This window comes from Sphingobium xenophagum NBRC 107872 (assembly GCF_000367345.1).
In the GTDB taxonomy this organism is placed as follows: domain Bacteria; phylum Pseudomonadota; class Alphaproteobacteria; order Sphingomonadales; family Sphingomonadaceae; genus Sphingobium; species Sphingobium xenophagum.
On the sequence record NZ_BARE01000011.1, the window covers coordinates 81,861 to 103,623 of the forward strand.

The 21,763-nt window shown below is 61.1% G+C and carries 16 protein-coding genes; 8 read left to right on the forward strand and 8 right to left on the reverse strand.

Annotated elements, in window-relative coordinates; translation table 11 throughout:
• Positions 1-4: 4 nt before the first annotated feature.
• The 4 genes from SX1_RS06185 to ku all read right to left on the reverse strand — a co-directional run bounded on the left by SX1_RS06185 (position 5) and on the right by ku (position 6,253).
• Positions 5-2,164, reverse strand: coding sequence for a dipeptidyl-peptidase 5 (locus SX1_RS06185; protein ID WP_017181250.1), 2,160 nt, complete (start codon positions 2,162-2,164; stop codon positions 5-7).
• Positions 2,165-2,406: 242 nt separating this feature from the next.
• Positions 2,407-4,911 (reverse strand): DNA ligase D, encoded by a 2,505-nt coding sequence (gene ligD, locus SX1_RS06190; protein WP_017181249.1) that lies wholly within the window; start codon positions 4,909-4,911, stop codon positions 2,407-2,409.
• Entirely contained in the window at positions 4,911-5,384 is a 474-nt protein-coding gene (locus SX1_RS06195; RefSeq protein ID WP_017181248.1) for an MgtC/SapB family protein, read from the reverse strand. Before SX1_RS06195 ends, ligD begins: the two co-directional genes overlap by 1 nt.
• On the reverse strand, positions 5,384-6,253 hold the full coding sequence (gene ku / locus SX1_RS06200) for a non-homologous end joining protein Ku (RefSeq protein ID WP_017181247.1): 870 nt from the start codon (positions 6,251-6,253) through the stop codon (positions 5,384-5,386). The genes SX1_RS06195 and ku overlap by 1 nt, the downstream gene beginning before the upstream one ends.
• Before the next feature lie 217 nt (positions 6,254-6,470).
• Between ku and SX1_RS06205 the strand changes: the two genes are divergently transcribed.
• From SX1_RS06205 to glpK, 6 genes are all read left to right on the forward strand, one after another.
• Entirely contained in the window at positions 6,471-8,651 is a 2,181-nt protein-coding gene (locus SX1_RS06205) for a TonB-dependent receptor (protein ID WP_017181246.1), read from the forward strand.
• Complete coding sequence (locus tag SX1_RS06210; protein WP_017181245.1) at positions 8,651-10,348, forward strand: alpha/beta hydrolase family protein; 1,698 nt, start codon at positions 8,651-8,653, stop codon at positions 10,346-10,348. The genes SX1_RS06205 and SX1_RS06210 overlap by 1 nt, the downstream gene beginning before the upstream one ends.
• Position 10,349: 1 nt before the next feature.
• On the forward strand, positions 10,350-10,859 hold the full coding sequence (locus tag SX1_RS06215) for a DUF3237 domain-containing protein (RefSeq protein ID WP_241763565.1): 510 nt from the start codon (positions 10,350-10,352) through the stop codon (positions 10,857-10,859).
• Complete coding sequence (locus SX1_RS06220; protein WP_017181243.1) at positions 10,856-11,725, forward strand: DeoR/GlpR family DNA-binding transcription regulator; 870 nt, start codon at positions 10,856-10,858, stop codon at positions 11,723-11,725. The genes SX1_RS06215 and SX1_RS06220 overlap by 4 nt, the downstream gene beginning before the upstream one ends.
• 139 nt (positions 11,726-11,864) lie before the next feature.
• The gene (locus SX1_RS06225) at positions 11,865-13,355 is read left to right on the forward strand and encodes a glycerol-3-phosphate dehydrogenase (RefSeq protein ID WP_017181242.1); all 1,491 of its coding nucleotides are present in this window, start codon (positions 11,865-11,867) and stop codon (positions 13,353-13,355) included.
• Positions 13,355-14,848, forward strand: coding sequence for a glycerol kinase GlpK (gene glpK / locus SX1_RS06230; protein ID WP_017181241.1), 1,494 nt, complete (start codon positions 13,355-13,357; stop codon positions 14,846-14,848). The genes SX1_RS06225 and glpK overlap by 1 nt, the downstream gene beginning before the upstream one ends.
• A 16-nt stretch (positions 14,849-14,864) precedes the next feature.
• On the opposite strand, the gene SX1_RS24165 is transcribed toward glpK, so the two are convergent.
• From SX1_RS24165 to SX1_RS06255, 4 genes are all read right to left on the reverse strand, one after another.
• The gene (locus SX1_RS24165) at positions 14,865-16,049 is read right to left on the reverse strand and encodes a FadR/GntR family transcriptional regulator (protein WP_140159646.1); all 1,185 of its coding nucleotides are present in this window, start codon (positions 16,047-16,049) and stop codon (positions 14,865-14,867) included.
• Between the two features lie 374 nt (positions 16,050-16,423).
• Positions 16,424-17,572: an extracellular catalytic domain type 1 short-chain-length polyhydroxyalkanoate depolymerase gene (locus tag SX1_RS06245; RefSeq protein WP_019052326.1), complete on the reverse strand. Its 1,149-nt coding sequence runs from the start codon at positions 17,570-17,572 to the stop codon at positions 16,424-16,426.
• Between the two features lie 207 nt (positions 17,573-17,779).
• The gene (locus SX1_RS06250; protein ID WP_017181237.1) at positions 17,780-18,232 is read right to left on the reverse strand and encodes a PA2169 family four-helix-bundle protein; all 453 of its coding nucleotides are present in this window, start codon (positions 18,230-18,232) and stop codon (positions 17,780-17,782) included.
• Between the two features lie 111 nt (positions 18,233-18,343).
• Complete coding sequence (locus tag SX1_RS06255) at positions 18,344-19,171, reverse strand: transglutaminase-like domain-containing protein (RefSeq protein WP_017181236.1); 828 nt, start codon at positions 19,169-19,171, stop codon at positions 18,344-18,346.
• Positions 19,172-19,384: 213 nt separating this feature from the next.
• Between SX1_RS06255 and SX1_RS06260 the strand changes: the two genes are divergently transcribed.
• Positions 19,385-20,167, forward strand: coding sequence for an N-formylglutamate amidohydrolase (locus SX1_RS06260; RefSeq protein ID WP_017181235.1), 783 nt, complete (start codon positions 19,385-19,387; stop codon positions 20,165-20,167).
• A 67-nt stretch (positions 20,168-20,234) separates the two neighbouring features.
• Positions 20,235-21,734, forward strand: a complete 1,500-nt coding sequence (locus SX1_RS06265; RefSeq protein WP_017181234.1) for a UxaA family hydrolase — start codon at positions 20,235-20,237, stop codon at positions 21,732-21,734.
• The last annotated feature ends 29 nt before the right edge of the window (positions 21,735-21,763 follow it).

Consider the following 21,763-nt stretch of genomic DNA (forward strand, 5'->3'; position numbering starts at 1 on the left):
CCGATCATTCCGCCGCCGGAGCGCTGGCGGGTGTGGATGTGATCGGCCCGCCCTTCACCGCAGGCGCACCTTTCAGATAATGGGCCAGCCAGCCCTGCACCTCGCGATAGAATTGGCGGCTATCCTCCGGCTTGGTGATCCAGTGCCATGCGTCCGGGAAGATCAGCAGGCGGCTTGGCACCTGCATCCGTTGCAGCGTCGACCAGGTTTCCAGCGTGTTCGACATCGGCACGCGATAGTCCCTTTCGCCTGCGGTCAGCAGCATCGGGGTCTTCCAGTCCTTGCCATATGTGATCGGGCTCTGGTCGCGCCAGACCTTGCTGTCGCCCCAGGGCGGGCCGCCGCTGGCCACTTCGCGCCCATAGTTGAAATCGCTGGTGCCCCATTGGGTCAGCAGATCGACTTCACCGGCATGACTGACGATACATTTGTACCGGGTGGTCGTGGCTTCCATCCAGTTGGCAAGATGCCCGCCATAGCTCGCGCCGCCGATACAGGCATTGGTGGTGTCGATAAAGCCGTACCGCTTGCCGGCCTCGTCCACAGCCTGATTGATTTCGTTGGCAGGGCCGCGCAACGGGTCGAGCTTGATGGCGCGGGCAAAGGCTTCGCCATAACCCGTTGATCCGGTATAGTCGGTCAGCAGCACGACATAACCGGCGCTGGCCAGAAGATGGTAGTTCCAGCGCAGACCAATCTGATCAGCGTTGGACGATGCCGGGCCGCCATGCATCAGCACCATCAGGGGATATTTTTTCGTCGCGTCGAATGCGGGCGGCGTGACGACCATATTGTGGATACGCCGTCCCCTGTCGCTGGTGAACCAGAAATGCTGGGGGCTGGACCAGTCGATCGTTTCGGCAAGTGCCGTGTTGACGTTGGTCAGATTGCGATGACGCCCACTTTTGGGGTCGATGCGGACAATCTCCGCCGGGTTCACCGCGCTGCCATAGCTGGCAATCAACTCGGTCGATTTGGCATCGGACGGAATGTCTATGGCGGTATAGCCGCCGACCTTGGCCGCGATCGCCAGTTCGGGTTTTCCACCGGCAACCGGCACGCGATAGACATGCTCCAGACCTGCGTCAGGCACGGTCAGAAACAAGGTCCGGCTGTCAGGCGTCACGGCGTAGCCATCCACTTCGCGATCAAACGCGCCGGTCAGCAGCGTTGCAGCGCCGCCAGCGGGCCACGCAACGCGATGTAGTCGGGCCAGATCATATACTTCATCGCCCTGGCTGTTGAATTTGACGATCAGATTTTTGCCGTCGGGTGTGAATTTGGGATCGCCATATTCGCCCAGGACCGGCGTGGCCAATGTCGGTTCGCCACCGTCGGCGGACATGCGGTACAGGCCGTAATTGACCCGTGCATGGGCTGCATCCCACCGCTGCGTCGTGGCGATGAACAGGATTTCCTGTCCATTGGGACTCCATATGGGCGACAGGCTCGCGCCGCCATCATTGCGCGGGGAGCCGCCAAATCCCTCCATTTTCGCCAGTTGCGTCGTGGAGATGATGTCACGCGCTGCCGCGCCCTGGGTTAGCGGCTGGACCCACAGGCTGGGGCGGCGATCGTCCAGCCATTCGTTCCAGTAGCGGATCGGGAAATGTTCATAGACGCGCATGGAAAATTTGCGCGCCTTGCGCTCATCGGCTGCCTTCTTGTTGGTCGCCGCGTCGACTGCGCCGGGATAGACCATGCTTTCAAACAGGATCGCCTGCCCGTCGGGTCGCCATTGCGGTCTGGCCGCACCCGTCGGCACGTCCGTCGCGCGCCGGGCTTCGCCACCCGCCAGGTCGAGGATGTAGATCTGCGCGACATCATCGCCTTCGCGCTTGGTAGAAAAGGCGATGCGGCGGCTGTCGGGCGCCCAGGCCGGATCACTCTCTCCCGCCTTGCTCGACGTTATCCTGCGCGGAGCCGCGCTGCCGTCGGTCGGCACGATCCACAGATCGCTGACGGATTCATCCTTCGCATAGGATGGTTCGCGCAGGGAATAGATGACCCATTTGCCGTCCGGGCTGGTCAGCGGCGCGCCGACCGACTTCATCATCCACAGCGTCTCATGCGTGAGCACCTGCTTGGGCTGGGCGAACGCTGGCGTGGCGCTCAGCCCCGCGACCATCGCCGCGGACACCAGAAAATGTGCGATCTTTCCCATAGTCAATCCTGTTCCAAGACGGCGGCGCAGCAGTTGTGGGCCGCGCGGCCTCATTCTATCGAAGCTGCCCGAACCGGCAGCGATAACATAGGCATATGCGTCACCTTCACGGCGGACGGAAGAAGGAAGTCGATCCATTCGCCGCTTGAGCGGCGATCGCCCGAACACGCATAGTTGCGGGATACGGGCAATGGTCCGCGAAGGTAGCGCGCTTCCTTGGGCCCGGTTGCTTTGGAGCCAGGTCAAATTTCCGGCAGGGCTTGCGCTGCAAATCCCCAGCCTTTGAGGCCTTTGCTCCTCTTCAGCAGGGTGTCGGGATCATCGATGGAGAAGGGATGGGCGTCCTTCATCCTGTCCAGTTCTTCCCAGTCGATCGGTATGGCGACAGGCGCGCCGGGGCGGGCGCGGGCGGAATAGGGGAGGATGGCCGTGCTGCCACGCTGGTTTCGCAACCAGTCTATGAAGATGCGGCCCTTTCGCTTCGCCTTGCTCATCGTCGCAGTGAAGCGGTCAGGCTCTGCGGCGCTCAGAGCCTGGGCGAAGCGCGACGCGAAATCCTTGTGCGTGTCCCAGTTGTGACCGGGCGTCAGCGGTACGACGACATGCACGCCCTTGCCACCCGACAGCATCGCGAAGGAGACAAGCCCGATGTCAGCGAGATGATCGCGTATATCCTTGGCCGCTCGCTTCACCTTGTCAAAGTCCAGTCCTTCGTCCGGGTCAAGGTCGAAGATCATACGGTCGGGCTTCTCCACATCGTCGGTTCTGCTGGCCCAGCCGTGAAATTCAATCGTCCCCATCTGGACGCAGGCCAGCAGGCCGTCCGCGCTGTCGACATAGATATAATCTTCCGACCCGCCGTTTTTCTCGCGAATGGGCATCTGTCGGACTTCCTGTCCGAAGGCGCCGCTGTCATGCTTCTGAAAGAAGCATTTCTTCGCTCGCCCTTGTGGACAGCGGACCAGGCTGATGGGCCGGTTGGCGGAGAAAGGCAGCATCAGCGGCGCTATGCGGGAATAATAATCCGCCAGTTCCCCCTTGGTCTGGCCGGTTTCGGGGAAGATGACCCGATCACGGCTGCTGATGTCGATCGCGCTCTTCGGCACAGGGGCAGGCGCGGGCTTTTCCGGTTTCACCGTCTTTGCTGGCTTATCGGCACGCAGACCCAGGAAGCTGCCATGACGGACGCGACCATCGGCAGTGAATTCGGCGAAGGCGATTTCGGCAACCAGCTTCGGCTTGATCCAGCTTACGCCGCGCGTCTCCGCGCGGGGCACGTCGACCGGGGCCGTGTCGGTTGCCAAGCGGGCCATGGCCTTGTCCAGTTCGTCCATCGCCTGACTATCGAAGCCGGTCCCGACCTTGCCCTTGTAGACCAGCTTTTGCCCCTCATGCTGGGCGAGCAGCAGGGACGCGAAAGGACGTCCCCTGGCATTGCTCCTGGTCCATCCGACAAGGACGAACTCCTGGCGCCGGGTGCATTTGACCTTCACCCAGCTGCGGGTTCGGGAACTGCGATATGGCGCGTCGGCGCGCTTGGAGATGATGCCTTCCTGCCCGGCCTCGCAAAGCGATCGGAACAAGGTTTCTCCGGCCCCCAGAACATGATCGGAGACATGGATGGGCGATTCCGCCTGATGCAGCAGCGCTTCCAGCCGCTCCTTGCGCTCGATGGTGGGCAGCCCCTTGAGGTCTTGCCCATCGAGCGAAAGCAGATCGAAGGCGAACAGGTGCAGCGGCCGTGTCGCATCCTCCTGCCCATGCCCGCGCTTGAGCGTCTGCTGCAATGTCGAGAAATCGGGATTGCCATTGCCGTCCAGCGCCACCACTTCGCCGTCTATCAGGCACGGCGGCAGGTCCAGCGCGGCGATCGCACCCGTGAGCGGCGCGAATTTTTCGGTCCAGTCCAGGCCGTTGCGCGTAAAAAGCGTCACTTTCTGCCCGCTTGCGGCGATCAGCGCGCGATAGCCATCATATTTGATCTCGTGCAGCCAATCGTTCCCGGTCGGCACGGCATCCACCAACGTGGCGAGTTGTGGCTTCACGAAGCGGGGCAGGGCCGTGGCGCGCGTTTTCCGCCTGTCGCTTATTTTGGCGGTATGATCCTTCGCTGCCGCCATCTTCGCAGCGAAGCCTTTGCCATGCGCCCCGGCAAGGGACTGTTCGCCAGCCTTGTCGGCCTCAATCTCCGCCATCGATCGGCCCGTCACTATGCTGGTAAGCGCACGTTCGACCAGCGCATCGCCCGACCCGGCCTCCTTGTCGTCAATCTTGCGCAACAGCCAGTTTTCGCGCTTCTCCTTGGGACGCCCTTTCATCCGCACCAACAGCCACTCGCCCTTCATCCGCTCCCCATGCAGAATGAAATGCAGGTGCCCATCCTCTATATCGGCAGCGCTCTTTCCTGCGATCGGTTCCCAGGTGCCGCGATCCCACAACATTACCGTGCCGCCGCCATATTCGCCCTTGGGGATCAAGCCTTCGAACGTGCCATAATCCAGCGGGTGATCCTCCGTCCGCACGGCCAGCCTTTTGTCGGCCGGGTCGATGCTTGGCCCTCGCGTTACGGCCCAGCTTTTGAGCACCCCGTCCATTTCCAGCCGAAAATCCCAATGCAGGCGGGTCGCGGCATGTTTCTGCACGACGAAGCTGTTGCCGCCTGTTTTCGCCACCTTGCCCTTGGGTTCGCGCGTGCGGTCGAAATCCCGCTTGGCATTGTAGGTGGAAAGGGCATCCTTTCTGGCCATCATTTCGTCCGATCCAGCGGATCGAGCCAGCGGCGTTCGACAAAGCCCAGGACGGTGAGCATGATGATCGCCACGATCGTCGCGCTGACGACCAGCGGCCAGAGCGCCGCGCCGCAGGCGATGCCGATAACCGCCGCCAGCCAGATATGCGCTGCGGTCGTCAGGTTGCGGACCTCGCCCTTGCTGAATACGATCAGCCCGGCCGCGATGATGGCGGTAAAGGCGGCCGCTGCCTCGAACACGCGCAACGGGTCGATATTGCCCCCGCCTTGCAACTGGAGATGCAGGGCGATGGCGCACACGGTCATTAGCGCCGCGGTAAAGCAGATAAGGCCGTGGGTCCGCATGCCCGCTGCATGGCCACGCAATTCCCGGTCCATGCCCAGCAACAGGCCCAGCACCGCCGCAGCACCCAGCCGTAGCAGCACGGGGCCATCGATCAGATGGAGGGGCGTGACGGGGTTCAGTTCCATCACGCGCTCTTGCGTTTTGACGCTGCGGCTTTTTTGGGCTTGGCCTTGGCGGCGGTGCTTTTTGTGGTCGCGCTCTTGCCCGATCCAGCGGATTTTTTCAGTGCGGCCATCAGGTCGATGACATTGCCTGCCTTGGCCCCGGCCGGTTCATCGTCGACATCCTCGATGATCCGCTTGCCCTTCGCCTTCTTTTTCTTGTCGATCAGACGGTGAAGCGCATCGACATAGCGGTCGTGAAACTCCTCCGGCTCGAAGGGGGCTGTGCGCTTCTCGATGATGCTAACGGCCAGGTCGAGCATCTCCGGGTCAGCCTCATCGCCAGGGAGTCCGCGAAAATAGCTCTGGGCCTTGTTGACTTCATCGGCATAGCGCAGCACTTCCAGCACCAACCCGCGTCCGCAGGGCTTGAGCGACACCAGTTGTTCGCGCCCACGCACGGATAACTGCCCCAGGCCGACTTTCTTCGTCTGCCGCAGCGCATCGCGCAGCACAGTATAGGCTTCCTCCGCCAGATCGTCGGCGGGGACCACGAAATAGGGCTTTTCATAGTAAAGCACATCAATCGCATCGGCGTCGACAAATTGAACGAGGTCCAGAGTCTTGCGACTCTCGATCTTCACCGACTCAATCTCTTCCTGATCCAACAGGACGTAATTGCCCTTGGAAATCTCATATCCTTTGAAGATTTCGTCGCGATCGACCGGACCGATGCCGCTGACCACCTTGTCGTAATGGATCGGCTTGCCGCTGGGTTCGTGGATCTGGCGGAAGGATATGGCCGGTCCAGACTTGGTGGCAGGATAGATTTCGACCGGAATCGAAACCAGCGCCAGCTTGATTTGACCCTGCCAATATGCGCGTGCGGGCATGCATTACCTCCGCGCTATCAGCGTATGGCCGCAAGGTTGGTTCCACCGCCGCACTGGCACGCAGCGGCAAGCAAGTCCCCCCGATCGGCAAGCGGCCTGATCGTCAGCCGCGATTCAAATAGCCCGCTATTTTCGGAAACGAAAAGCAGCGAAAAAGAGCGAAGAAAACATGCCGTCATCCCGTCAGAGAGATGCGGCTTTTCGGGAGGGAATCATCTTGCGCACCAGTCATCTGAGCCTGCTCATCTCCACCAGCCTTGCCGCCGCGTTCGCAGTTCCCGCTTCGGCGCAGGATCAGTCGGCGGCTAACGCGGTCGTGAGCGATCCCAACGAGATTATCGTCACGGCCCAGAAGCGGGCACAGAGCGTGCAGGACGTTCCCATCTCGATCACTGCGGTCGCCGGATCTTCGCTCGGCACGCTACAGATGCGCAGCGGCACCGAAATCGCCCGACAGACACCCAATCTCTCGGTCAGCGTGCTGGGCAATGAGGACCAGCCCAAATTCTCGGTCCGCGGCATCGCCCAGTCGGCATTCGACCTTAACGCTTCCTCGCCCACTGGCATTTTCTACGACGAAGTTTTCGTCCGCGCTTCCTTCCTCGGTGGCGCGCAACTGTTCGATATGGACCGGGTAGAGGTGCTGCGCGGTCCCCAGGGCACGTTGTTCGGCAAGGAAACCGTGGGTGGCGCTGTCAGCTATATCACCCGGGCGCCGCAATTCGACAATTCGGGCTTCATTTCGGCCGAGCTTGGCAATTATAGCTATGTTGGCCTGCAGGGCGCGGCCAATACCCAACTTGTCGAAGATCGTCTCGCCTTGCGCGTCTCTTTCAATACCAGCGACAGCGACGGTTTCGTCAAGAATCTGTTGCCAGGAGGACGTGACAAGTCGAACTTCAACAAGGTCGCGATCCGCACCGCGCTTAAATACAAGGATGATGCGGGCTTCGACGCAACCCTGCGCTACAGTTTCACCCGTAGCGCACCCGAAGCCGTCGGCACCAACGTCACGGGATATCTGCCAGGCAACACCAATGCATTCGGATTTGACCCGCGCCGTGACCCCAATACCGGCGAACTGCTCGGCCCGCGCGAGGGCTATTATGACCGGGACGGTCGCATCCGGGTACGCGGCGATGGCGTCAGTCTCACGCTCAACAAGGATCTGGGCAATGTCGCGCTGACGTCCATCTCCTCCTACCTTAAGGGCTATTTCCTCAACGAAGTTGACGGTGACGGCAGTGCCGCCAATCTGTTGGCTCTGGATTTCGAGGCAAGGACAAAGGAATATTCACAAGATCTTCGTCTTGCGACGCAGTTTGACGGACCGTTTAACCTGATCGCGGGCCTTTATTATTTCCGCGATACGCTCGACAACCTGTTCCATGTGTCGCAGTTCGACGGAGGCTTCGACGCGCGGCAAACCTATCGTCAGACGCGGACCTCCTATGCCGCATATATGGACGGTAGCTTCAACTTCTCGCCGACATTTAGCCTCTATGGCGGTGTCCGAGTGACGCATGACAAGGCGAAAATGCGCAATTTCCAGTCGGTCGTGAACATTCCCGGCCTTGGCATTCCGACGACCAATGTCGATTATACCGAGACCCAGCCCAGTGGCCGGTTGGGCCTGCGATACAAGGCATCGTCCGATTTCATGGCGTTCGTCCAATATGCGCGAGGTTATCGCAGCGGCGGCTTTAACGGGGGTGCGGTTGTGTTCCCAGGTGACCTGACGACCGCCAAGCCCGAATTTCTCGACGCCTATGAAGCCGGGATCAAGAGCCGGTTGTTCGACCGGCGCGTGACATTGAACCTGTCTGCATTCCACTATCAGTTCAAGGATCAGCAGTTCATCGATTCGATTTCGGTGATCAACCAGGCGCTGGTCAATGCGGGCAAATCCCGGATCAATGGCATAGAGGCGGAAATCACTGCCAGCATCACGCCACAGTTGCGGCTATCGACCGGACTTGGATTGCTCGACGCGAAATATACGAGCCTGATACTCAACGGTACGGACCTTGCCGGCAATCGCATGATCGAAGCGCCCAAATTCTCGATGAGCGCCGCGGCAGACTACAGGATTCCGCTCAGCGCTTCGGCCGAACTGACGCTCCATGGCGACATGGTCCACAAAAGCTCTCAGTTCTTCACGGCCTATAACGACAAGGTCTTTCCCTTCAGCCTTGGCCGTACGCCGGGATTCGAAGAATATAATGCGCGGATCGGCGTTTCCTTTGACGACGGGCAATATGAAGTCGGGCTGTGGGGCAAGAATCTGACCGGAAACGACACGCTGGTTGGCGTCGGTATCGAAACGAACACCTTCCTGCGGTTCGGGACTGTCCCCTATCCGCGCCGCTACGGCATCGATTTTCAGGCGAAATTCTGATGATGCCGTACAGGGCCAATCCGGGGCTGCTTGTCGCCCTGATCGCCAGTCTCGTCGCCATTGCCGGGCTCTTCCTCGCTTCAGCGATCCAGACCGGCGACGGCGTGACTGTTTCGGAGGTCCATTTCCGGGGCGCAAGCGGCGCGCAAATGCGAGCATTGCTGTTCCGGCCGCGCGCAGCGACAAGTGCGAAGCCCGCACCTGCCATCCTTGCCGTCCATGGTTATCTCAACAGCGCGGAGATGCAGGCCAACTTTGCAACTGAATATGCCCGCAGAGGCTATGTCGTGCTGGCGCCCGACCAGCGCGGACATGGCGGCAGCGACCCCGTCGCCTTCGCCGATGGTTTTGGCGGCCCGGATGCGCTCGCCTATCTTCACAGCCTGCCTTTCGTCGATCGCCGCAATATCGGGCTGGAGGGACACAGCATGGGCGGGTGGACCGTGCTCAGCGCGGCCAAAGCGATGCCCGACGGCTATCGTTCGCTCGTGCTGGAAGGCTCAAGCGTTGGGGCGCCCTTTGCGCCAGAGGGCACACGGGCTTTCCCGAAAAACTTGCTGGTCGTTTTCGGGACGCGCGACGAATTTGGCGGCTTCATGTGGGGGCCTGAATCGCCACTGGCGACCGGCGCGGTCAAGAAGCTGCGCGACCTGTTCGGCAGTACCGAACCGATCGTACCGGGGCGCCTCTACGGTCGGATCGCAGATGGCAACGCCCGCATGCTGCTGACGCCCGCCGTGACCCATGCATGGTTGCACCAGTCGTCCGCCGGCATCACCCCTGCGCTCGACTGGTTCAGTCGCACATTGGACGGGGGCAGGGCGCTTGACGTCACGGATCAGGTCTGGCCGTGGCGGGAGGCGGGTAATTTCGTGGCGCTCATGGCAGTGCCCCTGCTGATAGCCGGATTGATCGCGGCTTCGGCAACTTTTTTCGCCACAAGGTCCGCGCCCAAGCAGAATCCGGCCCCGCCGCCATCGGGGGCCAGGCCGATCGCCAAACTTGTCGCCATAGCGCTTCTCCCCGCTTTGCTGTTCATTCCGGCCTGCATGGCGACCGAAGCCTTGCTCGGCCAGAACGCCCTTTTCCGGCAGACATTCACAAACCAGTTTGCAGGTTGGGCCCTGCTCAGCGCTTTGATCTCCCTATTCATGCTGCGGCGCAAGGCCGGGGGTCTGGGCATGCGTGAGGTGCCGCGTGCATTGGCGCTTGCCGCGATCATTCTGTTGCCCGCTTACCTGCTGGTGCTGGGGGCGGACCAGCAGCTTCACGTCAATCCTTCCTGGTGGTTCATCACCATCCGTCCGATCTCGCTGGAGCGCGCGCGCGATTTCCTTCTTTATGCGCCCTTCTTCGTGATGAGCTGTCTCTGCTCGCTGCAACTGATACAGGCCGTTTCGCCGCTTGATGTCGGCAGCATGGGCGGCGCGGTGGCCCGTGCCATGGCTGCGCTGGCTGGCGGGTTCGCCCTTTTCCTCGTTGCCCAATATGGCGTGCTGGCGGCCACGGGTCACCTGCTTATGCCTGGAGAGGGACTGCGCGTGATTTCGGCGATCGGCTTTGCGGTGATTCTGGCTTTTGTCGGCCTGTTCGGCGCCGTGTCGCAGCGCAGCCATGGTTCGGTCGTGCCGGGCGCCCTTGTGTCGGGGCTATTCGTTACTTGGCTTCTCGTCGCCACCCAACCGATCGGAGTGTGACATGAGGCGCTTTGTTGCGGCTCTCGCCGCCTCCATGCTCCTGACCGATGCAGCGGAAGCGGCGGCAGCATCCACCGGCGCGCCGCAACTGCGGTTCGTTTTCGAGGAACGCGTTGATCTAGGGCCGAGCGAACCGGCCGGCGAAGGGCCGCATGGCACCGGGAACAGAATCGCTCTGCTGGGCGGCACAGTCAGCGGTCCGGCCTTGAGCGGGGCAGTCGTTCCCGGCGGGGCAGACTGGCAACTGATCCGCAAGGATGGATGTACGGAGATTGTCGCCGATTATTTCATCCGCACGCATGACGAGGCTCTGATCCATGTACGCAACCTGGGCCTTGCGTGCGCGGCAGACGGCCAGCGTATCGCTTATGCACGGGCGAACCCCGTTTTCACCGCTCCGCTCGGCAACCATGAATGGCTTAACAAGTCGGTCTTCACCTCGACGATCGAGCCGGTAGTGCTTGGCGGCCAGCTTCGCCAAGTCATTGTGCGCTTCTATGAAGTCCTTTGACCAAAGCGCCGCATCCGTCGGGTTTGGCCTCCACGACGATTATGTCTATGCGGGATGGCATGGTTCAACGACCCAAATCAGACGAAAACGCCTCACGCGACCTGGCGGCAGTGCGGCAAGTGCGACTGGTCGAGCATCTTGGTGGCGCCGGGCATGCCAAGGTGGAGGATCTGGCGCAGTTGTTGGGCGTAACGCCACAGACGATCCGTGGGGACTTACGCCAGCTGGACGAGCAGGGCGCGGTTTCACGCGTGCGGGGCGGAGCCATGCTGCGATCGCGGCTCGACAATATCGGCTATCATTCGCGTCAGGCCATGGCAGCCGACGCGAAAGGCCGGATTGGCAAAGCCGCAGCGGATCTGGTGCCGGACGGTGTGTCGCTCTTCATCAATATCGGCACCACCGTGGAAGCGGTTGCCACCTTCCTGGCCCAGCGCCAACGGTTGATGGTCGTCACCAACAACCTCAATGTCGCCGAAATACTTGCCGATGCACGGGGGATAGAGGTCATCGTGGCGGGCGGTCGGCTGCGGGCGGAGGACCGCGCTGTTGTAGGTCCGCTCACGGTCGATTTCCTCGGCGCTTTCAAGGTGGATTATGCGGTAATCGGTGCGAGCGCGCTCGATGCGGATGGCAATCTGCTCGATTTCGACATAGACGAGATCAAGGTTTCGCAATCGATCGTCGCGCATGCCCGTCATGTTGTCCTTGTCGCGGATTCCTCGAAGCTTTCTCGCCACGCGCCGGTGCGCTTCGCGACGATGAACGATGTCGATACCTTCGTAACCGACCGGATCACCGATCCGCGCCTTGCACAAATCTGTGCCGAAATGGGCGTTCGGGTCATCGCGACAGACCCGGCGTGATCAGCATGCCGTATCAGGAGCCATGCCCTGTACCGCGCGGCAGCCTTGCAACGCCGCCCTTTCTGGACGTTCGGGACATGATTTGATGCCAGATTCAGCGACAGACCCGGAAATGCCCCCAGCCAACCCTCCGCACGGCATGCCTGCGATATACGATATTCTGGTCATTGGCGCTGGCATCAATGGCGCGGGGATCGCGCGCGATGCCGCGGGCCGAGGCCTGAGCGTCCTTGTCATGGAGGCAGGGGATATAGCCCGCGGTACCTCTTCGGCATCGACCAAGCTCATTCATGGCGGTCTGCGCTATCTTGAGCATTTCGAATTTGCGCTGGTACGGGAATCGCTGGCGGAGCGAGAGCGCCTGTGGAAGATCGCCCCGCACGCGGTTCGACCGATGCGCTTCGTTTTGCCGCACCGTTCGGGCCTGCGCCCGCGATGGCTGCTAAGGCTTGGTCTGTTCCTTTACGACCATATTGGCGGCCGCCGAAAGCTGCCGCCGACCAGTACGCTTGACCTGCGGACACATGAGGCTGGAAAGCCGCTGAAACATGGTTTCCGCACCGCCTTTGCCTATTCGGATTGCTGGGTCGACGATGCCCGCATGGTCGTGCTTAACCTGCGCGATGCGGCTGATCGAGGGGCAACCGTCCTGCCGCATACGCCTGTTGCCGGTCTTGAGCGGGCGCAGGGCGTCTGGCGCATCCGCGCAGGCAATGGCACGCAATATGCGGCGCGCGCCGTGGTCAACGCCGGCGGGCCGGCTGTGCTTGACGTGCTTGACCTCGCCGGCCAGCGTGGCAGCCAGCGCATGCGGCTGGTCCGCGGTTCGCACATCGTCGTATCCCGCTTGTTCGACCATGATTTTTCCTATTTCTTCCAGCTCCCCGACGGACGCATCTTCTTTGCCATTCCCTACGAGCAGGACTTCACCATGATCGGCACGACCGATGCCGACCACAGCGGTTCACTGACCGACATCAGGCCCGATGCCGCCGAGATCGCCTATCTCTGCGAGGGCGCGAACGGCTATTTCCGCAAGCAGATCACGCCCGCCGACATAGTGTGGAGCTTTGCTGGTGTTCGCCCGCTGATCGATGACGGATCGGGCCGGCCGGAAGCGGCGACGCGCGGTTATCGGCTCGATCTGTCGGAGGCGATCGAGGGCGCGCCTTTGCTCAGCGTGTTCGGTGGCAAGCTTACCACCTACCGCCATCTCGCGCAGTCGGCGATCGACCTCCTGGCCAGTCGGATACCGGAACTGGCAGGCCCCGGCTGGACCGACAGCGTGGCCCTTCCCGGCGGCGACTTCCCGATGGACGGGGCTGCCAAGCTGGTGGAGGAACTCATCGCGCACTATCCCTTCCTCCAGCGCGGCTGGGCGGAGCGGCTCATCGCCTCTTATGGCAGGCGCGCCTGGCTCGTGCTGGGCGGCGCGCAGGGTTTGCAGGATTGCGGCGTTCACTTTGGCCATGGCCTGACCGCATGCGAGGTCGATTATCTGATCGCGCAGGAATGGGCGCGAAAGGCTGACGACATACTCTGGCGGCGCAGCAAGCTGGGCCTGCATCTTTCCGCCGTGCAGGTGGCAAGCCTGGAATCCTACCTGGGCACCAAAATGGGAGCGTCATGATGAAGGCGGTGCTGGCAATCGATCAGGGCACGACGTCGACCCGCGCGCTGATTGTGGGCCAAGATGGCGCAATTGTAGCGCGAGCGCAGGTCGAATTGCACCAATCCTATCCCCGGACCGGCTGGGTGGAGCATGATCCGGAGACGATCTGGCGCGATGTGGTGGCAACCGCGCGGCAGGCTCTTTCGCAGGCCACAGAAGCTGGAATTGACGTTGTCGCCATCGGGATCACCAACCAGCGGGAAACCTTTGTGGTGTGGGACCGGGAGACCGGCAGGGCCGTTCATCCCGCGATCGTCTGGCAGGACCGGCGTGGCGCGGCTTTATGCGAACGCCTGATCGGGGAAGGCGTGGAAACGGAAGTATCGGCGCGCAGCGGCCTTCTGCTTGATTCCTACTTCTCGGCCAGCAAACTGGCCTGGCTTCTCGATACCATGCCGGGTTTGCGGGGCGACGCAGAGGCGGGCAAATTGGCCTTCGGGACGATCGACACCTATTTGTTGTGGCGGCTGACGGATGGCCGCGTTCACGCAACCGATCCCAGCAACGCCGCGCGCACCCTGCTCTTCGATATTGAGCGGATGGATTGGTCGGACGAACTTTGCGCGTTGTTCGGCATATCCCGCACTATGCTGCCACAAGTGATGGACAATGACGCCCTGTTCGGTACCGTCGACGCAGCTGTCCTAGGACGGGCGTTGCCGATTACGGGCATGGCCGGCGACCAGCAGGCCGCGCTGATCGGGCAGGGATGTCTGAAAGCCGGTCAGGTCAAGATCACTTATGGCACCGGCGCCTTTGGCCTGATGCACACTGGCGACACGATCAGCCGATCGCGTCATCGGCTCCTTTCTACCGTCGCCTACCGTGTCGGGGGGCAGACCTGCTATGCGCTGGAAGGGTCCATATTCGTGGCAGGGGCGGGCGTGCAATGGCTGCGCGACCGGCTCGGCATCATCGCCTCGGCCGCTGAAACCGAAACACTTGCCCGCACTATTCCGGATAATGGCGGGGTCTATCTTGTCCCTGCGTTCGCGGGGTTGGGTACGCCGCACTGGGACTCGCAGGCCCGCGCTGTCCTGTGCGGCATGACTTTGGGCACGGGCGCGGCGCATGTGGCCAGAGCGATGCTGGAGGCGGTCGCGTATCAAAGCGAAGAACTGATCGACACGATGCGCGAAGATACCGGGCTTTGTGCCGATCTGATCCGGATCGATGGCGGCATGGCGCATAACGCATGGCTCTGCCAGTTTCTGGCCGATGTGCTGGCAACGCCGGTCCGGCGCCCGGACAATGTCGAATCCACAGCGCTTGGCGCGGCCTTTCTTGCTGGCACAGCCGCCGGAATTTGGCCGTCGCTGGCCGACACGCCATCTTCGTCAAACAGGGATGCGGTGTTCGAACCCGCGCTGGCAGCCGCCGAACGCGCGCGGCTGATTGCGGGGTGGCGTGACGCGGTGGCCAGGACCAGGCACCGTACGAACGTGGAATGAGCAGGGTCCGGCGGTCCTACCAATAATTCTCCAGCGCCTTCTGGCAGCGAGATTGTGCCGCTACGATCGGGGCCTGACAGGCATCGTCCAGATGATCCAGAATCTGGACGCTTGCCGACAATAGTTCGCGCGCAGCGTCGTCGGGCAGTGCGGCGCTGCGAGTCCGGCGCATTAGAATGGAAGACGCGAGCGCCCTGGCCATGAAATGCATCAGGGGATTGGCTGCAATGTCGGCAATTTCCCGAATGAAGCTGTACCAGGCTGTGCCAAGGGCGGTACCATTGTTGGCCTGCTGCATCTGAACGAACGCGTACCGGATACGGTTCAGCCCCTCCAATGTGCGCCTTTGCCGCGCAAGTTCGATCATGCCGGTATTGATCTGGTCAAGCACCTCCCGGCAATCGGCAGTGGAAACACGCTGTGTGGCTAAATACGCATTGGCGACATGCAGCGCGCATCCTGTTCCCGACGCGCTGGCAAAAACGCCTCCCGCTCTGCCGCGGCGGACCTTCACGATCCGGGCATCGGCAAGTATACGTACAGCTTCGACCGCCACCTCAAGGCTTACGCCATAGTCGCTGCTGATGTCGGAAAGTGATCCCAGGAAAATGTCCCGGTCCTGCGATACGGAAATTCTTCCAAGCAGAAGATTGGCAAGCCATTCGGCAAGATTGTCGCTCCGGTCGGGCGCCGGCATTGCATCCCTAACCCCCTGAAAGCGCAGTAACGAACGCACCATCTCGGAAAGGGCATCGTTCCGGCTGGCCAGTGATGGAGCAAGCCAATGCGCTGCTTCGTTCAGGACATTATGGGCCTGATCAAGGCGCAGTTCGTCGGCAGCCTTTGCAACCGTTTCCCCCAAACTCGGCGCTGTGACCCAAAGCCCGCCCAGGCCGTTCCCACCGCGGCGCGGAGCAAGGACACCGCGTTGCTGCAATATGCGACTGGTCTGCCGCACAATCCTGCGACCAACACCAAATTCCTTTGAAAGGACGCTTTCGGTAATGGGTCGATGCGGCAGGGGAGCGTTGCAAATCCATTGCTCAACTCTGTCTGCGATCGACGAAGAGTTGGAAAGCGTATCGGCATGTTCGTTGATCACCCGCCTGAACAACTCTCGCGCTCTGGCGCGCTGCGGGTTGTCAAATCCCGGCCCTGTCATTGTGTCGGGCAATGACGAAACGGTCAGATCGCTCTCCATCCCCAACCTTGCCGATCAGCATCCAGAACATTTTCTGATATGAGCTGCGTTGAATGTTTAAGTTCATACGCAGGGCAAGGCCACAAAAATCGGACAAAGAACTGGCCCGCGCGGCTTGAATAGGCAGGTGGGCGCAGTTCTCAACCAGGTGTGATCAAACTGAAGTTCAGCGCAACGCGCAATCTGGCTGAACCGCAACATGCGGCACGAAAAGGGGTAGATATTGCCTTGGCGGGCGATGGATACAGCTCGTGGATTACGCAGTTCCGCTGGCAAAACCAGCCTCACTGCCTATTGTCCCGAAAAACATCTCAATCACACGCTAAGCAGATCACCCACCAGAGCTTTTACAGCTGTCTGTTGTGTTGTTGACCCTAGCGCATCAAACCTGCCGACCGCAGCGCATCCTCGATAATCTTCTGAACGCTGCCCTTATTCGCGGCGGCTCGTGCCGGTTTGACCGACGATAGGGTTTCAAGTCCTGTTTTGGCCGTCGAAAGTGAATTTGGCGTTTCTACTGTCGCTCGATCCATTGGTTTGGGGCGTTGTACGACCTTTTGATCGTTCAGAAGGCCCCATGACGCCGCGATCCGTCGTGTGGAGGAGATACCGGCTTCCAGCATGTGCGGCATCGGTGTTCCGCATGCGTCATTGCCGGTGGTGGCAAGCGGCGTGCCATGGCCCATACCCGTGATGCGATAATCCTCGATCAGAGCGCGACCCTTTGCGTCGTGCCAGATGCGATAGCGATGACCGGAAATATCCTCAGTCGAGTTCGGCGCTTCGTCCAGTTCGTGGACCGAGAGCCATTGGGCCAGGATTGCGTCGGCATTGCTGCTCTTGACGGTTTGGTCAGCCGCGCCATGCCAGATCGCAATGCGCGGCCAGGGACCGGCGTGATCGGATGCGCTTCGTACGCGATCACCAAGCTGGTCGCCAGAGAGCGTGTCAGGCGCGCGCATCGCTTCCAGCGCCTGCTGAACATTGGAGGCCGCGCCAAAGGGCAGCCCGGCTATGATCGCGCCCCCAGCGAATAATTCCGGATAGCTCGCCAGCAATATCGAGGTCATCGCGCCCCCAGCTGACAGGCCAGTGATGAATATGCGCGATGTGTCGATCCCATGGGCGTCGATCATGGTTCCGATCATCTGGCGGATCGACAATGTTTCGCCACGGTCGCGGACATTATCCGCGCGGGAAAACCAGTTGAAGCAGAGATTGGGATTGTTGGAGCGCTGCTGTTCTGGAAATAGCAGGATGAAGCCATGATCATCGGCAAGCTGTGACCATCCAGCACCATGATCATAGCCGTCCGCAGTCTGGGTGCAGCCATGCAGGACGACGACCAGTGCCGGCTTTTGAGCGACTTGCGCGGGGACGTAGCATTTCGCCTTCAATGCGCCGGGATTGGTGCCAAAGGATTCAACCTCCTGCAATCGGCTCGGCTGGTTTGCCTCCATTGTCGGACCTGCGGCGGCGCGCATGGCCACCAACTGGGCGATATTCGCGGACAATTTTCTCATGAAATGACCTCCGGCCTTGAAGAGTGGCCAAGCTGGCCATGATAATCGGCGGCGGATTATGCTGCACTGCACAATATGGCGATCGACATCGCTACGGCAAGGTCAAAGTTCAAAATTTTCAGGTTCGCCCGCTGACGGGCGGACATTGTCCCGGTCCAGGTCTCCGGTAACGAAAAAGGCGGCGAGGTTGCCCCCGCCGCCCCAGCATCAATGCTGCATCGAATGTTTGATGTCGCGCATCTCATCATGGCCGGCCTTGACCGACATATAGCTGGTTTCGACCAGGTCGCGTACGGCTGGGCTCAGCTTTCTGTCTTCCAGCGCATCCTCGAACTTGGCTTTGATATGATCTTCGCCAGCTTCGACTTCGTTGATGATCGCCTTGTCATCATTGCCCGTCACGACCGACTTGAGGTTAAGGAACATGCGATGGGCGCCTGCCAGCAGAGTGCCGTCATCTTCCGGGTTGCCGCCGAGCGCTGCGACCTGCTGCTGCAAGCGAGTGGCAATGGCGCGCCGTTCGCCAGCACGGCTGGTGAACAGGGCAGTGAAGCGGCTGTTCTCGCTGTCCTTGGCGGCTTCGGTATAGCCATCGGCGCTGTCGATCGTCGTCGCGATCAGGCTGTTGAGGGTCGAAATATCGTGGCTGTTGTCGGACATGGGGATTTCCTCCTGTGGGGGTGGCAGTCACCCCGGCGTCGGGCGACTGCTTGGTCCATCAACGACGATCCCTCCGGAAAGTCGCATCGATTATGCCCGGCTTAACCTCTATCAGTATGATTTTTCGCCGGCCGATTGCACCTCGTCAGTATGGACGTCGAACCGGACGAGATTGGTCGGGCCGAATGCCGTAGTGAGCGCCACATCGGTAGCGTCGCGTCCGCGCGCCATCAGGATGCGGCCTATGCGTGGCTGGTTGTGGCGGGCGTCGCGTGTGTACCAGTTGCCGTCGATATAGACGTCGAACCAGGCGCTGAAGTCCATAGGTGCGTCGACTGGCGGGACGCCTATGTCGCCCAGATAACCGGTGCAGTAACGCGCGGGGATATTCATGCAGCGGCACAGGGTAACGGCCAGATGCGCAAAATCCCGGCACACGCCCCGCTGTTCCTGAAAGGCGTGCCACGCGGTCATGTCCGAGCGGGCATGATGATAGCCAAATTCTATATGGTTGTGGACGAAATCGACGATCGCATCGACCCGTGCCTTGGCCGTCGTATAATGCGCGAAATTGCCCCAGGCGAACGCCATCAACCGGTCCGTCTCGCAATAGCGACTGCCCAGCAGGAAGGGCATCACGGCATCGGGCAATTCTTCGACCGGCGTGTGCGGACCGTCGGGGGCGGGAACGTCCACCAAACCGCTATCCTCGATCACGAAATCGCATGACAGGGTGACGCCGCCCGCGGGAATGGTGAGGCGCGTGGCGACATTTCCAAACCCGTCTTCAAAATGATAGAGCGGTACATCCGGGTCGGCCAGCAACCGCTGGGGCGTGCGCAGGTCGAGATGCCGGGAAGGATGCAGGCTGAGCAGCGCCATGATCGCTGTCTTATTCTGTGTTTCAAATCTGATGTCATATCCGCAACGGATCAGCATGGACGGGACTTTCCTGAGGTGCCGACGGAGCGGCCGTTAATGGCATTGTTTGGGGCAGGGCGACGCGGGCCGGGGATCAGTGCAGACCGGGGCGCTGGCCAAATGGCTCCGGCAAGCGCATCAGGGTGGTATGACTATGCAGGAAACCCCGGTGCCGACCGCTATGACGGATAACAAAAAGGGTCGTCGGCTTGGGCATGGGGAAATATCCTGATGGCCGGAGACGGGACGGGTGCATTGTTGGGTCTGAACGATCCGGCACCGTTCGGGCTATTCAACGCAGCAGGCGCTTCCCCGTTCCTGCTGATAGGTGATCATGCAGGAGCGGCCATTCCGGCTGCATTGGGCGACCTTGGCCTGAGCGCTGCCGACCGGCGGCGTCACATTGCCATCGATATTGGCGTTCATGAACTGGGGCATAGACTGGCCGAACGGCTCGATGCGGCCTTTCTGTACCAGACTTATTCGCGCCTCGTCATCGATTGCAATCGCGATCCCGTGCGCGACGATGCGATCCCGGCAGTTTCCGACGGGAGCCGTATCAATGGCAATGAAGCGCTGGACGCGACGGCCCGCGCCGCGCGGGTGGCGGCGATCCACGCACCCTATCATCGGGCGATCAGCGACATGATTGCGGCGCGATGCGCGTCCGGGCGCGACACCATCCTGCTGTCGCTGCACAGCTTCACGCCGGTCATGGACGGGATCGCCCGACCATGGGATGTGGGTGTGCTGCATTGGCGTGGCCGCACCGATTTTGCCCATGCCATGCTGGCTACGTTACGGGATGACGGCGTCCTGGCGGTGGGAGACAATGTCCCCTATGCCATGGACGCGACCGACTTTACCGTGCCATTCCATGCGTTTGCCCGCGACCTTTCCTATGCGGAAATAGAAGTGCGGCAGGATTTGATTGGCCACAGCGAAGGACAACGCATCTGGGCCGACCATCTGCGCCGCGCCGCAGAAGCAGCTTTACTGCGTATCAGCGAATAGTGTCCCGGCATGATACTCACCGTCAATTGCACTTGTGCTAGCGCTGGCAACGATTTAGGCACAACCCATGCCCGACCCAGAAATCATGGCGCTGCAAGTCGCCTCGGACGATGATGTAGCCGTTGCGTTGACGCCGCTCGTGCCAGGGCAGGTGGTCGTCTTGGCTGACTGCCAAGTCACCCTTGTCGACGCGATTGCACCGGGCCACAAATTTGCGGTCCATGACATAACTGCCGGAAGCGCCGTCCGCCGCTATCGTGCCCCGATCGGGGTGGCGACACGGGATATCGGCGTTGGCCAACATGTGCATAGCCACAATGTGAAAACCGCGCTGCGCGGCGAACTGGCCTATCATTATGTGGCCAAGCCTGTTGAGACGGTCGAAAGGCCGGTTGATACGCAGCCCGGTTTCATGGGCTATGTGCGGCAGGACGGCAGTGTCGGCATCCGCAACGAAATATGGATTTTACCCTCGGTGGGCTGTGTCGGACGCCTGGGCGAACGACTGGCGCGCTGGGGTGATGGGCTGGTTAGCGATCATGTCGATGGCGTTCATGCATTCAACCATCCTTTTGGCTGTTCGCAATTGGGGCATGATCTGGAAGGCACGAGCGCGATCCTGGCCGCACTGGCACAAAATCCCAATGCTGGCGGAGTGCTGATTTTAGGGCTCGGTTGCGAATCCAATCAACTCGACCTGATATTGACCCGGATTCCGCGGGAAATGCGCGCACGGATACGCACGGTAAGGGCGCAAAGCGAGCAGGATGAATTTGCCGCGGGCAAGGCGGCACTGGAGGCGCTGGCTGAACGGATGGCGCAGGATGTGCGCAAGCCCGTACCATTGTCGGCGCTGCGGCTGGGGGTCAAATGCGGCGGTTCCGACGCCATGAGCGGCCTGACCGCTAACCCCCTGATCGGCCGGATGGCCGATGCGGTCACGCAGGCAGGCGGCACCGCGGTCCTGACCGAAATTCCCGAGATGTTCGGGGCCGAACAATTGCTGCTCGTGCGCGCGGAAAATGAGGCTGTGTTCCATCGGCTGACCCGGGTGGTCAACCGGTTCAAACGCTATTTCCTGGACCATGGTGAACCGGTGTCGGAAAATCCCAGTCCAGGCAATATTGCAGGCGGCATCACCACGCTGGAGGAAAAATCGCTCGGCGCGGTGCAGAAGGGTGGGCTCTCGAACGTCGTCGATGTCATTGATTATGGCCATATCGCGACCCGGACAGGCCTGACTATATTGGAGGCACCGGGCAACGATGCTGTATCGACGACAGCATTGGCAGCGGCGGGGGTGACACTGACGCTATTTTCCACTGGCCGCGGCACGCCGCTCGGCAGCCCAGTGCCAACGATGAAGATCGCCTCCAACTCTGCCCTTGCGGCGGCCAAACCAGGCTGGATCGACTTTGACGCAGGTATGGTCCTGACCAATGGCATGGACGCAGCGGCTAGCGCGTTGCTGGATCGTATCATCGCGGTCGCCAGCGGCGAACCGGCGTGCAACGAACGTAATGATGAGCGTTCGATCGGTATCTGGAAACGCGGCGTCACTCTGTAACAGCGGCAAGGCGTCCCTATACAAACCGC

Coding starts and splice junctions, on each gene's coding strand:
- SX1_RS06185 (WP_017181250.1), bottom strand. CDS start 2,164: ATGGGAAAGATCGCACATTTTCTGGTGTCCGCGGCGATGGTCGCGGGG.
- ligD (WP_017181249.1), bottom strand. CDS start 4,911: ATGGCCAGAAAGGATGCCCTTTCCACCTACAATGCCAAGCGGGATTTC.
- SX1_RS06195 (WP_017181248.1), bottom strand. CDS start 5,384: ATGGAACTGAACCCCGTCACGCCCCTCCATCTGATCGATGGCCCCGTG.
- ku (WP_017181247.1), bottom strand. CDS start 6,253: ATGCCCGCACGCGCATATTGGCAGGGTCAAATCAAGCTGGCGCTGGTT.
- SX1_RS06210 (WP_017181245.1), top strand. CDS start 8,651: ATGATGCCGTACAGGGCCAATCCGGGGCTGCTTGTCGCCCTGATCGCC.
- SX1_RS06215 (WP_241763565.1), top strand. CDS start 10,350: ATGAGGCGCTTTGTTGCGGCTCTCGCCGCCTCCATGCTCCTGACCGAT.
- SX1_RS06225 (WP_017181242.1), top strand. CDS start 11,865: ATGCCTGCGATATACGATATTCTGGTCATTGGCGCTGGCATCAATGGC.
- glpK (WP_017181241.1), top strand. CDS start 13,355: ATGAAGGCGGTGCTGGCAATCGATCAGGGCACGACGTCGACCCGCGCG.
- SX1_RS24165 (WP_140159646.1), bottom strand. CDS start 16,049: ATGGAGAGCGATCTGACCGTTTCGTCATTGCCCGACACAATGACAGGG.
- SX1_RS06245 (WP_019052326.1), bottom strand. CDS start 17,572: ATGAGAAAATTGTCCGCGAATATCGCCCAGTTGGTGGCCATGCGCGCC.
- SX1_RS06250 (WP_017181237.1), bottom strand. CDS start 18,232: ATGTCCGACAACAGCCACGATATTTCGACCCTCAACAGCCTGATCGCG.
- SX1_RS06255 (WP_017181236.1), bottom strand. CDS start 19,171: ATGCTGATCCGTTGCGGATATGACATCAGATTTGAAACACAGAATAAG.
- SX1_RS06260 (WP_017181235.1), top strand. CDS start 19,385: ATGGCCGGAGACGGGACGGGTGCATTGTTGGGTCTGAACGATCCGGCA.
- SX1_RS06265 (WP_017181234.1), top strand. CDS start 20,235: ATGCCCGACCCAGAAATCATGGCGCTGCAAGTCGCCTCGGACGATGAT.